The organism is Flavobacterium ginsenosidimutans (assembly GCF_037478105.1).
Classification (GTDB): domain Bacteria; phylum Bacteroidota; class Bacteroidia; order Flavobacteriales; family Flavobacteriaceae; genus Flavobacterium; species Flavobacterium ginsenosidimutans.
Window position 1 is genome coordinate 1,737,115 of the sequence record NZ_CP147988.1, and the last position, 18,239, is coordinate 1,755,353.

16 protein-coding genes are annotated in these 18,239 nt (G+C 31.7%); 9 read left to right on the forward strand and 7 right to left on the reverse strand.

Going from position 1 to position 18,239, the window contains the following annotated elements:
- The first annotated feature begins 8 nt into the window (after positions 1-8).
- The 4 genes from V6624_RS07695 to rpe all read left to right on the forward strand — a co-directional run bounded on the left by V6624_RS07695 (position 9) and on the right by rpe (position 5,093).
- The gene (locus V6624_RS07695) at positions 9-1,196 is read left to right on the forward strand and encodes a DUF4249 domain-containing protein (protein WP_338841463.1); all 1,188 of its coding nucleotides are present in this window, start codon (positions 9-11) and stop codon (positions 1,194-1,196) included.
- A gap of 17 nt (positions 1,197-1,213) precedes the next feature.
- A complete protein-coding gene (locus tag V6624_RS07700; protein WP_338841464.1) occupies positions 1,214-3,007 on the forward strand; it encodes a hypothetical protein in 1,794 nt (597 codons plus the stop codon).
- Between the two features lie 199 nt (positions 3,008-3,206).
- On the forward strand, positions 3,207-4,070 hold the full coding sequence (locus tag V6624_RS07705; protein ID WP_007804760.1) for a sigma-70 family RNA polymerase sigma factor: 864 nt from the start codon (positions 3,207-3,209) through the stop codon (positions 4,068-4,070).
- A 360-nt stretch (positions 4,071-4,430) separates the two neighbouring features.
- Positions 4,431-5,093: a ribulose-phosphate 3-epimerase gene (gene rpe, locus V6624_RS07710; RefSeq protein ID WP_111288352.1), complete on the forward strand. Its 663-nt coding sequence runs from the start codon at positions 4,431-4,433 to the stop codon at positions 5,091-5,093.
- Here rpe and V6624_RS07715 read toward each other — a convergent pair.
- Complete coding sequence (locus V6624_RS07715; protein ID WP_111288354.1) at positions 5,070-5,855, reverse strand: DNA/RNA non-specific endonuclease; 786 nt, start codon at positions 5,853-5,855, stop codon at positions 5,070-5,072. The two genes, rpe and V6624_RS07715, sit on opposite strands and share 24 nt — an antisense overlap.
- A 93-nt stretch (positions 5,856-5,948) precedes the next feature.
- Entirely contained in the window at positions 5,949-8,132 is a 2,184-nt protein-coding gene (locus V6624_RS07720) for a carboxy terminal-processing peptidase (RefSeq protein WP_111288356.1), read from the reverse strand.
- A 213-nt stretch (positions 8,133-8,345) separates the two neighbouring features.
- On the opposite strand from V6624_RS07720, the gene surE reads away from it, so the two are divergent.
- The 5 genes from surE (at position 8,346) to V6624_RS07745 (ending at position 13,143) form a co-directional block, all read left to right on the forward strand.
- Entirely contained in the window at positions 8,346-9,125 is a 780-nt protein-coding gene (gene surE / locus V6624_RS07725) for a 5'/3'-nucleotidase SurE (protein ID WP_111288358.1), read from the forward strand.
- The gene (locus tag V6624_RS07730) at positions 9,118-9,387 is read left to right on the forward strand and encodes a hypothetical protein (protein WP_111288360.1); all 270 of its coding nucleotides are present in this window, start codon (positions 9,118-9,120) and stop codon (positions 9,385-9,387) included. The genes surE and V6624_RS07730 overlap by 8 nt, the downstream gene beginning before the upstream one ends.
- A gap of 67 nt (positions 9,388-9,454) precedes the next feature.
- A complete protein-coding gene (lpxB, locus tag V6624_RS07735; RefSeq protein WP_111288362.1) occupies positions 9,455-10,573 on the forward strand; it encodes a lipid-A-disaccharide synthase in 1,119 nt (372 codons plus the stop codon).
- Positions 10,574-10,575: 2 nt separating this feature from the next.
- The gene (locus V6624_RS07740; RefSeq protein ID WP_111288364.1) at positions 10,576-11,061 is read left to right on the forward strand and encodes a C40 family peptidase; all 486 of its coding nucleotides are present in this window, start codon (positions 10,576-10,578) and stop codon (positions 11,059-11,061) included.
- 48 nt (positions 11,062-11,109) lie between these two features.
- Complete coding sequence (locus tag V6624_RS07745) at positions 11,110-13,143, forward strand: ComEC/Rec2 family competence protein (RefSeq protein ID WP_111288366.1); 2,034 nt, start codon at positions 11,110-11,112, stop codon at positions 13,141-13,143.
- A 2-nt stretch (positions 13,144-13,145) separates the two neighbouring features.
- Here the strand turns inward: V6624_RS07745 and V6624_RS07750 are convergent, their stop codons facing one another.
- From V6624_RS07750 to V6624_RS07770, 5 genes are all read right to left on the reverse strand, one after another.
- A complete protein-coding gene (locus V6624_RS07750; RefSeq protein ID WP_204251691.1) occupies positions 13,146-13,595 on the reverse strand; it encodes a thioredoxin family protein in 450 nt (149 codons plus the stop codon).
- A gap of 254 nt (positions 13,596-13,849) precedes the next feature.
- A complete protein-coding gene (locus V6624_RS07755) occupies positions 13,850-14,302 on the reverse strand; it encodes a thioredoxin family protein (protein ID WP_111288368.1) in 453 nt (150 codons plus the stop codon).
- 221 nt (positions 14,303-14,523) lie between these two features.
- The gene (locus V6624_RS07760; protein WP_111288370.1) at positions 14,524-14,991 is read right to left on the reverse strand and encodes a thioredoxin family protein; all 468 of its coding nucleotides are present in this window, start codon (positions 14,989-14,991) and stop codon (positions 14,524-14,526) included.
- Between the two features lie 51 nt (positions 14,992-15,042).
- Complete coding sequence (locus V6624_RS07765; protein ID WP_111288542.1) at positions 15,043-16,527, reverse strand: peptide MFS transporter; 1,485 nt, start codon at positions 16,525-16,527, stop codon at positions 15,043-15,045.
- 4 nt (positions 16,528-16,531) lie between these two features.
- A complete protein-coding gene (locus V6624_RS07770) occupies positions 16,532-18,223 on the reverse strand; it encodes a peptide MFS transporter (protein WP_111288372.1) in 1,692 nt (563 codons plus the stop codon).
- Positions 18,224-18,239: the final 16 nt, after the last annotated feature.

An 18,239-nucleotide genomic window follows, 5' to 3' on the forward strand; every position in this document is an offset into this window, starting at 1 on the left:
TTAAAAACATGAAATATTATATTAAATATAAAATAATAACCATATTTTTTCTGGCACTTGTTTTAAACAGCTGTACAGAACAGTATGCTTTTAAAAATGGTGATTTTGAAAGTGCACTTGTTGTTGAGGGAACGATTACAAATGAATTTAAAAATCAAGTTATCAGGCTCTCCCAAGTGTTTCAACTCGAAGAAACAGGTCCAAAATTTGAATCAGGAGCAAACGTTTATCTTTTAGATGACCAAGGAACAGAATATCAATTTGAAGAACAAGACACTGTTTATACTTCTATAACTCCATTTAAAGCTGAGCCAGGAAAAAAATATCAATTAAAAATCACAACAAAAGAGGGTAAAAGCTATTCTTCTGACCAACAAACATTAACCACGGAAACTAAAATAGATAATGTAACCGCAACTGTAGAAACGGTTAATGGTCAAAGAGGCGTTCAAATAAATGTAAATGGTTACGATCCTACTAACACTTCAAAGTATTACAGATATGAATATACCGAGACGTATAAAATCATAGCTCCAATGTGGGATTTTAGACAAACAACAACAAACGGAACCAGTATTTTTATAAGCCCGAGAACGAAAGAAACTAAAACTTGTTATTCTACTAAAAAATCGGACGAAATTATAGTGAATAGCACAAATAGCCTCAGTGAAGATAGAGTTCATTTTCCAGTTCGCTTTATTAGTGACCAAAACTATATTATATCTCACCGATATACAATTTTCGTAAAGCAATATATCCAAAATCTGGCAGCTTATACCTTTTATAAAACATTAAGAGATTTATCATCTTCCGGAGGTGTTCTTTCTCCAAAGCAACCAGGTTTCTTTTATGGAAATATCAAATCTGATGAAAATCCAGACGAAAAAGTTATTGGTTTTTTTGAAGTTTCGGCAGTTTCTTCTGAAAGAATTTATTTTAATTATGCTGATTTATTCCCAAATGAACCTCTACCTCCATATTATGAAAGCAATTGTGATATACAGGAATTTAAAAATTGTGATGATTCAGAGAATCCGGAATGCAAAGGAGCAATTCTGCGTTCACGAATTAACACTTACACTCTAGCTCACTATTCCGCAAATGAGGCACAAAGCCTTTACTATATGGTAAATACTCCTTGTGGAGACTGCACTACATTTTCTTCTAATATCGTTCCTTCTTTTTGGATAGATTAATATACTTTTTAAATCTCATGAAACACTTTTCAATATATAATCAGACTAATATTCTAGGCAGAATTAAACATTTGATGCTTTTGATGTTTTTATTAATTCAAAACGGATTTATCTATGCTCAGAATTCACAAAACAAAAACGATATACCAACCACTTCAACGCAAGAAACTATTTTTCTTCATTCGAACACAAGTAGCTTTTTAACTGGAGAAACAATGTATTTCAAACTATATTGTTTAAATCCTTTAAACAATAAACCCAGCCAAATAAGTAAAATTGCTTATGTTGAATTAATTGACAGTGAGAAAAAATCACTTCAAAAAAATAAAATATACCTTGATAACGGAATTGGAACTGGCGAATACTTTATTCCAACGACTTTAAAAACTGGAAATTACAAAGTCATTGCTTATACAAAATGGATGCTGAATAATCCAAATTCACAAAAGCATGAAATAGATATTTTCATTATCAATCCATTTCAAACTCAAGAGCCAAATGATAATATCACATTTGATCTTATTAACCCGCAAAATACTGCAACGGCAATTCAAACCATAAATTCAAATACAGGAAATGACAAAAGAATTGATTTTGAATTTGACAAAGAAAGTTATTACACGAGAGAAAAAGTCAATTTAAAACTGAAGTCTTTAACTGAAACCATTGAAAAAGGAAATTATTCTGTTTCTATTAGAAAAACAGATCAAATTCCAACTTTAAAACAGCTTACGCCAGCAGAATTTGCTAAGAAATCTGCAGAAAGCTATGTTAATTTTACGGCAGGTTCGTTTACTTATATTCCAGAAGTAAGGTCTGAACTTATTACAGGCTACATTACATCAAGCAGTAATCAAAATGTTGGTGACAAATCGATTGCTTTATCATTGCCTGGAAAAGAATATGTTTTAAAAATTGTAAAGACAAATGCGCAAGGAAAATTTGCATTTTTATTAGATCAATTTCCTAATTTCTCTAATGCGATTTTACAAGTAATAGACGAGAAAAGAGGTGATTATACGGTTAATTTAGATGCTTTTCCAAAATTTGATGCGTCTTCATTACAGTTCACTTCAAAACTTAATTTATCACCAGAACTTAAAAAAGATATTGAAGAAAGATCTACGGCTAGCCAAATTCAAAACGCTTACTATCAAATTAAAAAAGATAGTTTAGTTACTGAAGCAGTTATGAATCCATTCTTCAGTACAATTGAAAAAACCTATATTTTAGACGATTACACAAGATTTCCTACTTTAAAAGAAAATATTGTAGAAGTTCTTATTGAACTGTATTACAGAAGAAATAACGGAAAATATGAACTTCACATTAGAAATGACCATAAAGACCTAGAAATGTACGGCCCGCCAATGGTGCTTGTTGACGGATTATTAATTCAAGATCCAAGTGATCTTTTTGAATACAATATGGGGAACGTAAACAAAGTCAGTTTAATTTCTGAACCTTACGTTTATGGTCCAAATCTATATGGAGGTTTGATTAGTTTTGAAACTAAAAACAATGAATTTTCAGAGAATTATGCAAAGAAATATTTGAAAACAATGGAAATTCAGCGTCCAAATCCTCAGAAAGTATACAACAATCCAGATTATGCTGCCGGAAATAAATTGCAGCGTATTCCAGATTACAGATATCAATTGTTATGGAAACCTGATGTGAAATTACAAACTAAAGAAGATCAATTATCTTTTTACACTTCAGACATTAAAGGAAATTTTGAAGTTGTTTTAGAAGGTTTTACCGAAAACGGACAGCCAATTTATGTTTCTAAAAACATTACTGTAAAATAGCAATTCTACTCTTTAAAGATCACAAAAAAGCCTTAATCAGAAATGAGAACAAGGCTTTTTTTATTTAATTTACCAGCATAAATTTACTCATTTACAAATAATTACGATTTATTTAAAAAAAAATAAATAATTATTGTAACTTTTTTGATACTCCTTACGTATAACCATTTGTACACTTTAAAAATAGGGAGACAACAACATGAGACAACTTAAAATCACCAAGCAGGTAACTAATCGTGAAACTGCATCGTTAGATAAATATCTACAAGAAATTGGAAAAGTTGACCTAATTACCGCTGATGAAGAGGTAGAATTAGCACAAAGAATAAAGGCTGGTGATCAAAGAGCTTTAGAAAAACTAACAAAAGCCAACCTACGTTTCGTAGTATCTGTGGCTAAACAATATCAAAATCAAGGATTAACTCTTCCAGATTTAATTAATGAAGGAAACTTAGGTTTAATTAAAGCGGCTCAACGTTTTGATGAAACTCGTGGTTTCAAATTCATTTCTTACGCTGTATGGTGGATTCGTCAATCGATTCTTCAAGCTTTAGCTGAACAATCTCGTATTGTACGTTTACCATTAAATAAAATTGGTTCTATCAATAAAATCAACAAAATGTATGCGTTATTAGAGCAATCTAACGAGCGTCCGCCTTCTGCTGAGGAAATTGCAAAAGAACTTGACATGACTGTAAATGACGTAAAAGAGTCTATGAAAAACTCTGGACGTCACCTATCTATGGATGCTCCTCTTGTTGAAGGAGAAGATTCTAACCTTTATGACGTATTACGTTCTGGCGAATCTCCAAATCCAGATAGAGAATTAATTCACGAATCTCTTCGTACTGAAATCGAACGTTCTTTAGAAACATTAACTCCAAGAGAGGCAGATGTTGTTCGTTTGTATTTTGGTCTTGGCGATCAGCACCCAATGACTCTTGAAGAAATTGGAGAAACTTTCGACCTTACTCGTGAGCGTGTTCGTCAGATTAAAGAAAAAGCAATCCGTAGATTGAAACACACTTCTAGAAGTAAAATCCTTAAAACTTATTTAGGATAAACAATATTTGTTTCAGGTTTAAAGTTTCAGGTTGCTTCGTGTAACTTGAAACATGAAACATGAAACCTTTGTAAAGCAAACAACAGTTTGATTGACTGTTCGTTTTTTGATTGATGATTGAAACTCCGGCTGATTACCGGAGTTTTTTATTTTTATTCTTTTTTTTAACGCAAAGTGCACAAAGGTTTTTCGCAAAGTCCACAAAGCTATTTTAACTGTTAATCCAAAAGCTTTCAAAGAACACAAAGTTTTGTGAACTTTATTTTCTTAAACAATTACAAACAAAAAACTTTGCGAACTTTGCGTAAATCTTAGCGAACTTTGCGGTTAAACTTTATCTTTGCTACAAAACAACACACAATGAAAAATACATTTATTGCTCCTTCTGTTCTTGCTGCAGATTTTGGTAATTTACAGCGTGATGTCGAAATGATCAACAACAGTCAAGCTGATTGGTTCCATATCGATATTATGGATGGAGTTTTCGTTCCGAATATTTCTTTTGGAATGCCAGTTTTAGAAGCTATTTCAAAGCATGCAAAAAAATATATCGATGTACATTTAATGATTATTGATCCAGATCGTTACATTAAGACTTTTGCCGGTTTAGGAGCAAATGGACTAACTGTACATTATGAAGCTTGCACACATTTACACAGAACACTTCAAGCAATAAAAGCAGAAGGAATGAGAGCTGGAGTAGCAATGAATCCGCATACAAATGTTGACTTACTAGAAGACGTCATAAATGATATCGACGTAGTTTGCATCATGAGTGTAAATCCTGGTTTTGGTGGACAATCATTCATTGAAAACACTTATGACAAAGTTCGAAAACTAAAAGCTTTGATCACACGCAAAAATGCTTCAACATTAATTGAAATTGACGGTGGTGTGACTAGCAAAAATGCAAAACAATTAGTAGAAGCTGGTGCAGATATTTTAGTTGCTGGAAGCTTTGTTTTTAAAGCTGAAAACCCAACAGAAACAATCGCAGATTTAAAAATCCTTACTACTTTTTAAATTCTTAAGATTTGGAAAAAAGTCAATTCCGGTCATTTTTTCTACAGTCTCAATCGGAACAACAAAATCGTAAATAGATTTATCACTTTCTTCATTTGGAACCAAAAAAGCAATTGCTTTGTGTTCTTTACCAGTTTTAGCTAAAATGATTTTATAGAAATATTTAGGAACAGCAACTTTTTCTGTTCCTATTTTTTTATCTGAATCTTTCGGAATCCCGCCAGTAACGACATAAATATCATTGTATTTTCCTGCCCAATAACGTGTCTTCTGCTCTAGTCTATTCCAAATTCCAGCATTAAATTCTTTCTTTTGTGGAGAAATATTTGAAGTATAAAAAGTATCATTATAAGCATCTTTATTAAACTCCATATCACCCGCAGGACAAAGATGTCCTTTATCATAACCTGATTTTTTATAGTTTCTCCAATCTGCAGAACCTGTCGTTACTTTTGGATCTTCTATAAAATAAGGTCTTTTATAATCGTGATTCTTTAGATATTCTTTTTTCAATTCGTAAGCAACCCATTCTGCTTGTTCAAACTTTTCACTATAAGATAAAGTATAATATTGATGTTTTACAACCTGATTTGTTGTCGAAGTAGGAAGATAAGCAATCGTATATAAAGAATCTGTGCTGTTTGATTTTCCTGCAAAGGAAACCGCTTCTGCATTACTTATATTTTCTTTGCTTTCAACATTCTCTTTTTTACAAGACAACAACGCAAAACTCATCAAAACCAGACTTAGAAAACCTTTCATAAATAATAATTTTAGCCGATAAACTTACAAAAAAACGCTCCATAAATTCAAAATTTATAGAGCGTTTTTAAACAAATTAAATTCATTTAGAACTTAAGACTTCACTAGTTTATCCTTTTTCATTTTAGGATTAACTGTACTTTTTACCACACTTTTAGTTTGTAAATCATCTAACACATTTAAAGCTTCTTCTACATAAACATCTTTAGATAATGCTTGATGCCATGCTTCTCTTTTTTCTTTTAAAGTAGCATCATTTGCCATTTCAACTTGTTCATAAGGAAGAGATTCAAAAATTAAACTGTTTTTATAATCTAAAATTGGTTTATATTTTTTTCCTTCATTTTCTACCTGCTCTTGAGTTTCTTTAAAACTCTTAATGTTTAAGCTATATGTATTCTCTTTGTTTTTAACATCGATCCATTTAGCGTTATCATCAATTAATTTAAATTGAGCATTTTGAGCAATTCTGTTTTTACTATTAATGATTGCTCTAGTAAAATTCTCATTAGAATTCCAAGTGCTGTAATCAGCTGGATCGATTTTATCCCAAGGCATTGCATTGTCAATATCTCTCTCACCCATTTTTAGGTAAGCATAACGATCTGGCATAACAACATCACTATGAACACCTTCTAATTGAGTAGAACCTCCATTGATTCTATAGAATTTTTGTCCTGTAATTTTCAATGCACCAAGATCTCCATAGTTTGCATTTCGCACAAACTGATTTAAATCTAATACATTTTGTACTGTTCCTTTACCGTAAGTTTGTTTACTTCCGATAATTACACCACGTTTGTAATCCTGAATTGCAGCTGCTAAAATCTCAGATGCAGAAGCAGAAAAACTGTTTACCATGATAACCAATGGACCATCCCATTCGATTTTCTTGTCTTTATCGTATAAAACTTCTTTCTTTTTACCAGCAGATTTTACCTGAACAATTGGACCTTGTTCGATAAATAATCCAGCAATATCAACAACTGTAGAAAGAGATCCTCCACCATCATCACGAACGTCTAAAACAATACCGTTAATGTTTTCTTGTTTCAATCTTTCTACTTCACGAGCAATATCTTTTCCTGCATCGCGTCCGTCTTTATTTTCAAAATCGATGTAAAATTTAGGAAGATAAATAACTCCATATTTTAAACCGTTTTTCTCCACAATACTAGACTTAGCATACGTTTCTTCAATTTCAACAACATCTCTAATGATTGAAATTACTTTGATAGAACCGTCAACTTTTTTAACTGTCAATTTTACTTCAGTTCCTTTGTGACCTTTAATTTTCTTCACAACATCATCCAAACGCATTCCAACAACATCAACTGGTTCCTCATTTCCTTGAGCAACTTTCAAGATTAAATCTCCTGCTTCTAATTGTTTTCCTTTCCAAGCTGGACCTCCAGAAATTAATTCATCGATTTGAGTGAAATCATTTTTCTTAGTCAAACGAGCTCCAATACCCTCCAATTTACCACTGATATTTACATCAAAACGGTCTTTTTCTTCTGGTGCAAAATAACTTGTATGCGGATCAAAACGAGCCATAATAGAATTCAAATACACTGAAAACCAGTATTCTCTATTTAAATCTTTAATTACACTAAAGTTATCATCTAAAGATTTTAAAGAGCTTTCGCGAGTTTCTTTTTCTAAAGTCTCAAAAGATTTTTCTTTGTAAGCAGGATCTTTTTTCTTCTTTTCTTCCTCGATTTTTTGTTTTGTTACCAAAGAAGAAAGAGTAGATAATTTAATTTGCTTTCTCCATCTTTCGTTGATTTCAGTTAGGTTTTTAGCATACGGAATGTGCTCATAATCTGCATTAAAAGTCTCATCAACATTATAATTAAAAGGCTGAGCTAAAATCGTTTTGTAACGTTTTTTACTTTCTTCCATACGTTTCATTAACCTTGTATAAGTAAGGTTAAAGAAAGTAATATCTTTATTCAGGAATTGATCATCAAGCATTAATTCATATTGCTTAAACTCATCAATATCAGACTGTAGAAAAAATCTTTTTGATGGATCTAACGCATCAATATAATCTTTAAAAATACCTTTCGAAAATTCATCATTTATTTCTGCTGGGCTATAATGTCCTTTATCAATAACAAATGCTAATAATTCTAAAAGTGTCTTGTCTCTATTTGGATCTGGGTCGATTGTCCTATCGGCATTCATCTTAAATGCAAACAAGGTAAGCGATAAGCACAATACGGCTATGAGTATCTTATAATTTCTTTTCATAAACTTTATAATAGCATTCATCAATTTTTTAATCTAAGTTACGTTAAAAACCATGCCACGAGAGCTAACGTCACGATAATTTTTTGTTAAAGATATAAAAATGTTTAATTCGCAAAAAAGTTCTTTACCTTACTTGACAAATTTTACAATATTTGTGACTTATCTCGAAAAATCTGTCACTACATTTGTTTTTAAAATCTTACAATTGTTAAAATTACACATAATATTTATAAAATGAAAGCTGAGAAACCGCTAATATTGGTAACTAACGATGATGGTATTTTGGCTCCTGGAATTAGAGCTCTTATTAGTGTCATGGAAACAATCGGCGAAGTAATTGTCGTTGCTCCAGACAAACCGCAAAGCGCAATGGGACACGCTATAACAGTCAATAATACTTTATTTATTGATAAAATCTCTAAAGATAATGACACAATTGCAGAATACAGTTGCTCTGGAACTCCTGTTGATTGTGTAAAACTGGCAGTAAACGAAATACTTAAACGCAAACCAGACCTTTGTGTTTCAGGCATTAACCACGGATCAAATTCGTCGATCAATGTTATTTATTCTGGAACAATGAGCGCTGCAGTTGAAGCTGGAATAGAAGGAATTCAAGCAATTGGTTTTTCTCTTTTAGATTTTGACTGGAATGCCGATTTTGAGCCTGTAAAGTCTTTTGTCAAAAAAATCACCTTAGAAACTTTAGCCAATAAATTGCCGCCTGGAGTAGTTTTAAATGTGAACTTTCCAAAATTGAAGGAATCAGAAATTAAAGGAATTAAAGTTTGTCGTCAAGCGAAAGCATATTATGCGCAGAAATTTGACAAAAGACAAACTCCTTTCGGGAAAGATTATTACTGGCTTGCCGGAAAATTTGTAAACGAAGATAAAGGCGAAGACACTGATGAATGGGCTTTGGCAAACGGCTATATTTCAGTAGTTCCTGTTCAATTTGATTTGACTGCCCACCACTCTATTCAACAACTTAATACTTGGAAATTAAATGACTAAAGAAATACTAATCGGTTTTTTAATCGGAATTTTTACAGCGCTTTTAGGAAGTTATCTGTTTATCACTTTTTTCACAACATTCGATATTTCAGCAGGATTTCAAATGATAAGAGAACAAGGATATATGGGAAAAATAATCACTTTAGGAACACTTTTAGATCTTGCCGTATTTGCTGTTCTTTTAAAAAGAAATAAAGAATTAATGGCTCAAGGTGTAATTTTAGCGGTGATTGTACTAGCAATTTCTACATTAGTTATTTAAATCTTATCTTTGCTAAGTCACCGTTATTACGGACTTACAACTTTAGCATATTTTCAAAAAAACCAACATGAAATATTACATCATTGCAGGAGAAGCCTCTGGAGATTTACATGGTTCTAATTTAATGAAAGCTTTATACGTTGAGGATCCTCAGGCAGAAATTAGATTTTGGGGTGGAGACTTAATGCAAAAAGTAGGCGGAACTCTAGTAAAACACTACCGCGAACTGGCTTTTATGGGCTTTATTGAAGTAGTTTTTAACTTAAAGACTATTTTAAACAACATTAAAATATGCAAAAAAGACATTACAGAATTTCAACCTGATGTAATTATTTTTATTGATTATCCTGGTTTTAATATGCGAATTGCAAAGTGGGCAAAAGCATTAAACTATAAAACCCATTATTATATTTCTCCTCAAATTTGGGCTTGGAAAGAAAATAGAATTAATGCCATAAAGCAAGACGTCGATAAAATGTTTGTAATTCTGCCTTTCGAAAAAGGCTTTTACGAAGACAAACATCATTTCCCTGTAGATTTTGTGGGGCATCCGTTGATTGATGCAATCCAAAATCAGCCTGATTTTGACGAAACTTTATTTAGAAAAGAGAATCAGTTAGGAGAAAAGCCAATCATTGCCGTTCTTCCAGGAAGCCGTAAACAAGAAATTACCAAAATGTTGAGCGTAATGCTAAGTGTTGTTGATGATTTTCAGGATTACGAATTTGTTATTGCTGGCGCACCAAGTCAAGATTACGAGTTTTATCAGCAATTTATAAAAAACAAAAACATAGCATTTGTTTCGAATAAAACTTACGATTTGCTTCGTTCGTCAACAGCTGCTTTAGTGACTTCTGGAACAGCAACTCTCGAAACAGCACTCTTTAAAGTGCCTGAAGTAGTTTGTTACAAAGGAAGCGAAGTTTCATACCAAATTGCAAAACGTATCATTACTTTAAAATACATTTCTCTTGTAAATTTAATTATGGATCAAGAAGTTGTAACCGAATTGATTCAAGGAGAATGCAATAAAAAGCGAATTAAAGAGGAGCTTCAAAAGTTATTAGATCCTGAATATCGTAGTAAAGTACTTCAAAACTATGATACTTTGGAGCAAAAACTTGGAGGAGTTGGCGCAAGCAAAAACACCGCAAAACTTATTGTTACAGATTTAAAACAAAATTAATTTTGAAAAGAATAATCATTTTTCTGCTTTTGACAGTTGCTTTTACTTCATGTAAATCGACTTCTTCGGTTGCAAACAAAAGCGAATCGAAAAAGGAAAACAGATCACTGGTTAATAATCTTGTAGAAAAAGCAACTGATAATATTGGAGTTCGTTACAAAGCTGGCGGAACTACAAAAAGCGGATTTGACTGTTCTGGATTAGTTTACACTACTTTTGAAAGCGAAAACATAAAACTTCCTAGAAGTTCTTACGATCAAGCTAAAGTTGGAAAAGTGATTCCGTTAAATGATGCTAAAAAGGGCGATTTAATTTTCTTTAAAACCAATAAAAGCAGGCAAATCAATCACGTCGGATTAATTACAGAAGTTAATTCTGATGAAATAAAATTTGTTCATTCTTCTACATCCAAAGGCGTAATCATTTCATCGACAAAAGAACCATACTATAAAAATTCTTTTGAACAGGTAAATCGAGTTATTCCTTAAATTACTTTTTTATTATTTTTCTTACAAAATATTTAATACTTTTAGGCCATGAAAGTATTAGATTTTCCGTTAGTAAAAATTACAATCGCCTTTATATTGGGCGTTATCGCTTCCTATTATTTGCATTTCCCTATTTCAACGATACTTTTTTCGTTATCATTCTGCTTTATATTATTTTGCATAGCATATTTTCTCAATTTAAAGCATAATAATAAATCTATTCTTTTCGGACTTTCTGCTTATTTTTTATCCTTCTGCATTGGCGCACTAACTCTTCTGAGCCATACCGAGAATCTTCAGAAGAACCATTATTTTAATTGTAAAATTGCTTTTGAAAAACCACAAATTGTTACTTTAATTTTAAGAGAAAAATTAAAAAGCAACGATTATGCTGATCGCTATATTGGTCTAATAAAAACAATTTCTGGAAAGACTTATTCTGGAAAAATAATTGTAAACGTCCAAAAAGACAGTAGTATAAATCATTTAATCATTGGAAATACTATTAAAGTCAAAAACACTTTACAGCGAAACAAATCAAATAAAAATCCGAATCAATTTGACTACAGCAAATACTTGGCAGACAAACAGATTTATGCTCAAATCTATTGTCAAAAAAATGAAATTCTAGTAAATAAAACTATTCAAAAAGACATTTGGTATTACTGCGCCAAACTGCATTCAAGAATAATTTCAAATCTCGAAAAATCAAAATTCAGCACATCTGAAATGAATGTTGCTTTGGCTTTAATTTTAGGTCAACAACAGGAAATTTCGCAAGATATAATCCAAGATTATCAATATTCTGGAGCTACACATATCTTATCTGTTTCGGGGTTGCACGTGGGCTTTATAATGCTTTTTATCACTTTTATTCTTAAGCCAATTCCAAATACGAAGAAAGGATCTTTTTTTAAACTTGCTTCAATTCTAATATCATTAGCAGGATTTGCTATTATTTCTGGTTTATCACCTTCAGTTCTAAGATCTGTTGTTATGTTTTCTTTTGTTGCAATTGGAAATCATTTGCGCAGAAACGGCAATATCTATCACACTTTATTAGTTTCTATTTTATTGATATTACTCTTTGAACCTTATTTTTTATTTGATGTTGGTTTTCAATTGAGTTACATCGCCCTATTTTTTATTCTTTGGCTACAGCCAATTCTAAAAAACATCTACAAACCAAAAAATAAATTAACGGTTTACATTTGGGAAGCATTGACAGTTTCTTTCGCGGCGCAAATTGGCACTTTACCGTTATGTTTATATTATTTCCATCAATTTCCAGGTTTATTTTTCGTGACGAATATTATCATACTTCCTGTTCTATCGTTTATAATGATTGCTGGAATTGTGGTTATGCTTATTGCAATTTTCACCAGTCCTCCACTGTTTATAACCATGATTTTTGAGAAAAGCATTTACCTCCTAAATCTAATGATTCACGCAGTTGCTTCAATCGATTCTTTTGTAATACGAGATATCAGCTTTAATTTTTATCATTTAATAGCCATTTCATTCTTTATAATATTCTCTATTATTTGGGTTAAAAAGCCAAACTATAACAAACTAATATTTCTGTTTACTTCCATCATTACTGTTCAACTTGCTTTTATTTTAACTAAAATACAAGTCGAAAATGAAGAAGAATTGATTGTTTATAATGAGAAAAAGAACACGCTCATTTCTGAACGTATCGGGAGAAACTTGACACTTTTTACCCGAGATACTGTTATCAATAAAAAAGAAAACAATAGAAATGTGAATTCATACCTTGTAGGCAACTCAATTACTTTGGACCAAGTAAAAGGACTTAAAAATTTACTCTATTTCAAGAAATCAAGAATTTTAATCATTGACAGCACTAAAATTTATTCAAGCAAACTAAAGCCAGACATATTAATTCTTACTCAAGATCCTAAAATAAATTTGGATAGATTACTAAAAGATATACAGCCAAAAATTGTTATTGCCGATGGTTCTAATTCAAAAACAATTCAGAAAAATTGGAAAATTAGCTGTTCCAAAAAAAATATCCCTTTTCATGCAACGAATGAAAAGGGATATTATAGATTATAATTTTATTCTGGATTTAAGATCGAATTTGATTCGGAGATCCAGGCTTTGACACCTGATGACACATAAGCAATGAGTCCTAATTTATTAAAATTGGTTTTCCCTTTTCTAACTGTAACTTCGGAAAAACACACTTGCGGAATTTCTTCAATACCTAAAGCATTCTTTAACATCAAGTTTTGTTCTTTGGTTGCATCCGGAATTGAAGGATCTGATAAGTCTAGTTTTACCAAAATAACATTTTTACGGGACCACTCCTCAAAATCTTGAGTAGAAAAAATCTCATTTTGCAGTTGCGGACTAACACCTTGGCCAGTGAAAAAGATCAACAATGGCATTCTTTTTTCTGCACTTACAGCAACAGCATCATTAATATCTGTTCTCCAAGTTACAGTCTGCGCATTGATAAAAAAAGGACTTAATAATAGTAGTAGGATAAGTAGATTTTTAGGCATATAATTTTGGTTTTGGTTATGTTAATAAGGTCTAAAATAATACAAAAACAGCATCCAATGAACTTTTTAATCAATTAAAAACCAATATTTAAGCATTAAAATTAAATTGACAATAAATTGACGTTTTTTTAATAAATGTGAAATAAACACTAATAAAAATAATCAAATTTTCGATAGTGTTTAAAAAAAATCCCTTTCTATTAAAACAGAAAGGGATTAAAAAAATTAAAATAAAAGTCAAATGAAATCCTTAACTATTCTGCCGGATGCAAAATCGCGTTCGATTCTGCAATCCAAGCTTTTGCTCCGCCAGGTTTATAGGCAATTTTGCCTAAAGCACTGAACGTTGTTTTATTTTTTCTGATAGAAGCCATTGCGTAGCAAACTTCTGGAAGATCTTGAACTCCAAATGCGTTTTTCAATTTTGCATTTTGTTCGCGGTCACTATCTGAAGCATTCATGTCAGATAAATCTAATTTTACTAAGACCACGTTATCACGCGACCAAACAGCAAAATCAGGCGTTTTAAAGATTTCGTTTTGGAGATTTTCTGGTACACCTGAGGCAGTGAATAAAATCAACATTGGCTTTTTCTGTTCATTACTTATAGCAATAGCATCTGTCATGTTTGTTCTCCATGCTAGATTTTGTGCTTGCATCATAAATGAACCTAAAAAAAACAGTAGGATAAGTAATTTTTTAGTCATATAAATTTGGTTTTGGTTAGATTAGCAAGACGAAATTAACATTATATTTTAATTATCCAATTTTTATTGACACAAAAAATACATTATGTGTTTTTTTATCTATAATAAAATACAAAATACGCAAACACCCCCCACAAACCAAAGAATTTTTCTTACTAAACAACAAAAAAGCCTCTTACAATTCGTAAGAGGCTTTTCTTATTTTTATTTAAATTTTAAACTTATGATTTCTTTGGATGAACTATTCCTTCGGCAACAGTCAACCAAGCAGATGGCCCACCTGCAACATATCCTGTTTTACCAAGACCTTTAAAATTAACTCTTCCATCTTTAGTTTCTGCACTTGTGAAGAAAATAGTTGGAAATCCTTGAATTGCAAAAGCTTGCTGCAATTCGTTATTCTGACTTTTAAGTTCTGGAGTTTGAGGAACAGATCTTGGATAATCTAATTCTACTAAAACTACATTATCTGTTGCCCATTTTTTAAACTCAGCAGTTTTTAAAACTTCATTTTGCAAACGAATACACCAACCACACCAATCGCTTCCTGTAAAGAACATCAACATAGGTTTTTGTTCTTTATTACTTACAGCAATCGCTTCTCTTACATCTGTGTACCATTTTAATTCTTGCGCTTGTAGATTAGCTGCGCCAATTAAAAACAAAGCAATAAGTACTATTTTTTTCATAATGAGAAATTTTCCACAAATTTACATAAAATCAGATTGCAAAATACACTGCTATTTTACTTCTTGCATTAATTTTTTAATTACAGGCGAAAGTGCAATTAAAACAACTCCTGCAACAAGAGAATAAATAGCCAATTGATAGTAACCTTCTGTATAAGATTGCAATTTAGACAATAAAGTATCTCCTGTATTTGATCTTGAAATTTCAGCTCCTAGTTTCCCAGCAAACAATTGTCCGAATGCTGCAGCTAAGAACCACAATCCCATCATCATTCCAAATAATCTTTTTGGAGATAATTTTGTAATAATAGACATTCCAATTGGCCCTAAACAAAGCTCACCAATTGTTGTAACTAGATAAGCAAACGTAAATACATTCAAAGAAGCAATTCCTTTGGCATTAGCAAAAAATCTAGTTAAATAGAAAATGTAAAATGAAGCTGCTAAAAACAAAAATCCAATTCCGAATTTGATCAATGTATTTGGCTCAATTTTCCTTTTCCCCATCCAAATCCACAATAAACCAATCAGCGGACTTAATACAACAACAAAGAAAGTATTAGAACTGTTGTTAATTATATTTGGATCGATTGTAAAAAACAATAATTTACTATCTAAATTATCTTTAGCAAAAAGAGATAAAGATCCTCCACTTTGTTCGTAAATCGCGTTAAATAATAAATAGAAAAAGACAAATAAGAAAGCTGCAAAAAGCTTTTTCTGAAGTTTAATGTCTCCTAATTTTATTAATTCATACGAAAAATACGTAACTGCAATTATACCAATCGTATACATGAAATAATCCGTATAGTCGGTATTTTTAACCATTATGAAGATAAACGGAATACTTAAAAGCGAAAGGACATATACAGCAATTTCACGGATTCTTCTTGTAGATGGTTTTAAATCTAATAATGGAGAATCTCCAATTGGACCTAAATATTTTTTAGTAAACAAGAATGTGATCAATCCCAATAACATTACCAAAGCTGCCGATAAAAAACACAATTGCCATGAATAATATTTTCCTAAATAAACACATAAAGCACCTCCAAAAAGACCTCCAACATTGATTCCCGCGTAAAACATTCCGTAACCCGCATCTCTTCTTCCATCATCTTCTTTGTACAACTCTCCAACCATTGATGAAACGTTTGGCTTAAAAAAACCTGTTCCAATAATAGAGAAAGCAATTCCGTAGTAAAACATTTCCTGTGGAGAAAAAGCAATCAAAAGATTTCCAAGAATCATGACGATTGCTCCGAAAAATAATGATTTTTTAAATCCTAAAACTTTATCAGCAAAAATACCTCCGACAAAAGTAAAAGCATATACAAAAGCCTGAATAGCTCCATATTGTAAATTGGCATGCTCATCTTTTAAAAAAAGCTGATCTACCATAAAAATGGTAAGAACACCACGCATTCCGTAGAAACAGAAACGTTCCCACATTTCAACAAAAAACAAGTACCACAATTGCTTTGGGTACTTGCCTTCGAAATTTTGAATTTCTTCTAGAGTAATTTTGTTTTCCATTTTATTATCTAACACCGTGCATCATTTTTTTCAGTAAAGGAGTCAAAGCAAATAATATAATTGCCGCAATACCAGTTAATCCAACAAAAACCATAAAAAATTCAAATAAATTATGGATTTCAAAACCAGCAAATTTTGGATTATGATCACTTATGTGATTATCTGCTAATATTTTTAATTGATCTGCAGTAGGAGTAACTGTTTTATCTAAAATTGGTTGCAAATCAACACCAAACTTTTTGGCTTTCACAAATTTATCACTAGTTGCAGGCAATATTGAACCTAATGTTCCAGACAAAGCGTATCCAGCTGCATTTGACAAAAAGAAAACACCAAACAATAATGATGCAAAACGTTTTGGAGATAATTTACCAACTAATGACAATCCGATAGGAGACAAACATAATTCAGCAAAAGTATTAAGCAAATACAATAAAATCAACCATTTAACACTTAACAATCCTGAAGTCCCCAAAGATTTAAATTGATATGCCAACATAAAAAAACTGATAGTAATTATAGCCAATCCAACCGCTAACTTCACTGGAGAAATTGGCTCTTTACCCTTAGCTCTTAAGTAATCCCATAATATACTAAATGGTAATGCAAAACCAAAAACAAAAATTCCATTAAAAACTTGAACCATTGACGCTGGCATCTCCCAACCAAACATAAATGTTCTGTCCGTTTGATTTGCCGCAATAAATGTCAAAGAAGAACCTGCTTGCTCAAATGTAGCCCAAAAGAAAATAATAAAAAACGACACAATATAGACCACAAGAATTCGGTCTCTTTCAATTTTTGTCAAAGATGAATCTGAAATAATTAATCCCGCTAATGTCAAACCACTAGAATAAATTACAGGAAAAATTAAAGTTTGAATAAAATTTTCTCCATGCAATAAAAATCTAAATAGAAAAAACAATGCAACAAATGCTACTACTGCAATTATCAGAGCTTTAGTAGAAAACACGGCTTTTTGTGCTTCTCCTTCTTCAAAATCCGATGCTATATTTTTAGACGGCAAACCTCCTAATGGTCTTCCATCTGGACCCACAACATATTTATCCTTTAAAAAGTAAAAAACAATAGTTCCTAAAAGCATTGCTACAGCCGCTGCTAAAAATCCCCACTTAAAAGCATGAACATTTTGAACTCCGTTAACCACTCTATCACCTAAAAATGGGCAAATTGATTGTCCAAAAAATGCTCCTAAGTTAATTCCCATGTAAAAAATAGTAAAAGCAGTATCCAATTTTGTTTTTTCCTGTTTTGGATATAAACTTCCTACCATACTGGAAATATTTGGCTTAAAAAACCCATTTCCAAAAATAATCACTCCTAAACCAGCCCACATAAATATGTTTGCCGTACCCATATCTTCACTAAAAATGCTTCCACTTGTAAACAAGCACAGCTGTCCTGCAGCCATCATTAAACCTCCTAATAGGATACAATTTCTATTTCCAAAAAAACGATCGGCAATAAAACCACCTAACATTGGTGTTAAATAACAAAGTCCAAGGAAACCTCCATAAATTAAAGAAGCCTCTTCTTCTTTCATTAATAATGAATTTACAAGAAATAAAGTCAATAAAGCCCGCATTCCATAAAAATTGAACCGCTCCCACATCTCCGTTCCAAACAATACCCAAAGCCCTTTTGGATGTGCAGTTTTTACTTGAGTTTCTCCCATATTATTCGCTTATTTA

Bases quoted from the DNA above. Each gene is read 5' to 3' on its own strand.
- V6624_RS07730 (WP_111288360.1), top strand. From the start codon at position 9,118: ATGACTAAAGAAATACTAATCGGTTTTTTAATCGGAATTTTTACAGCG.
- V6624_RS07705 (WP_007804760.1), top strand. From the start codon at position 3,207: ATGAGACAACTTAAAATCACCAAGCAGGTAACTAATCGTGAAACTGCA.
- V6624_RS07745 (WP_111288366.1), top strand. From the start codon at position 11,110: ATGAAAGTATTAGATTTTCCGTTAGTAAAAATTACAATCGCCTTTATA.
- V6624_RS07750 (WP_204251691.1), bottom strand. From the start codon at position 13,595: ATGCCTAAAAATCTACTTATCCTACTACTATTATTAAGTCCTTTTTTT.
- rpe (WP_111288352.1), top strand. From the start codon at position 4,431: ATGAAAAATACATTTATTGCTCCTTCTGTTCTTGCTGCAGATTTTGGT.
- lpxB (WP_111288362.1), top strand. From the start codon at position 9,455: ATGAAATATTACATCATTGCAGGAGAAGCCTCTGGAGATTTACATGGT.
- V6624_RS07755 (WP_111288368.1), bottom strand. From the start codon at position 14,302: ATGACTAAAAAATTACTTATCCTACTGTTTTTTTTAGGTTCATTTATG.
- V6624_RS07720 (WP_111288356.1), bottom strand. From the start codon at position 8,132: ATGAATGCTATTATAAAGTTTATGAAAAGAAATTATAAGATACTCATA.
- surE (WP_111288358.1), top strand. From the start codon at position 8,346: ATGAAAGCTGAGAAACCGCTAATATTGGTAACTAACGATGATGGTATT.
- V6624_RS07695 (WP_338841463.1), top strand. From the start codon at position 9: ATGAAATATTATATTAAATATAAAATAATAACCATATTTTTTCTGGCA.
- V6624_RS07760 (WP_111288370.1), bottom strand. From the start codon at position 14,991: ATGAAAAAAATAGTACTTATTGCTTTGTTTTTAATTGGCGCAGCTAAT.
- V6624_RS07770 (WP_111288372.1), bottom strand. From the start codon at position 18,223: ATGGGAGAAACTCAAGTAAAAACTGCACATCCAAAAGGGCTTTGGGTA.
- V6624_RS07715 (WP_111288354.1), bottom strand. From the start codon at position 5,855: ATGAAAGGTTTTCTAAGTCTGGTTTTGATGAGTTTTGCGTTGTTGTCT.
- V6624_RS07765 (WP_111288542.1), bottom strand. From the start codon at position 16,527: ATGGAAAACAAAATTACTCTAGAAGAAATTCAAAATTTCGAAGGCAAG.
- V6624_RS07700 (WP_338841464.1), top strand. From the start codon at position 1,214: ATGAAACACTTTTCAATATATAATCAGACTAATATTCTAGGCAGAATT.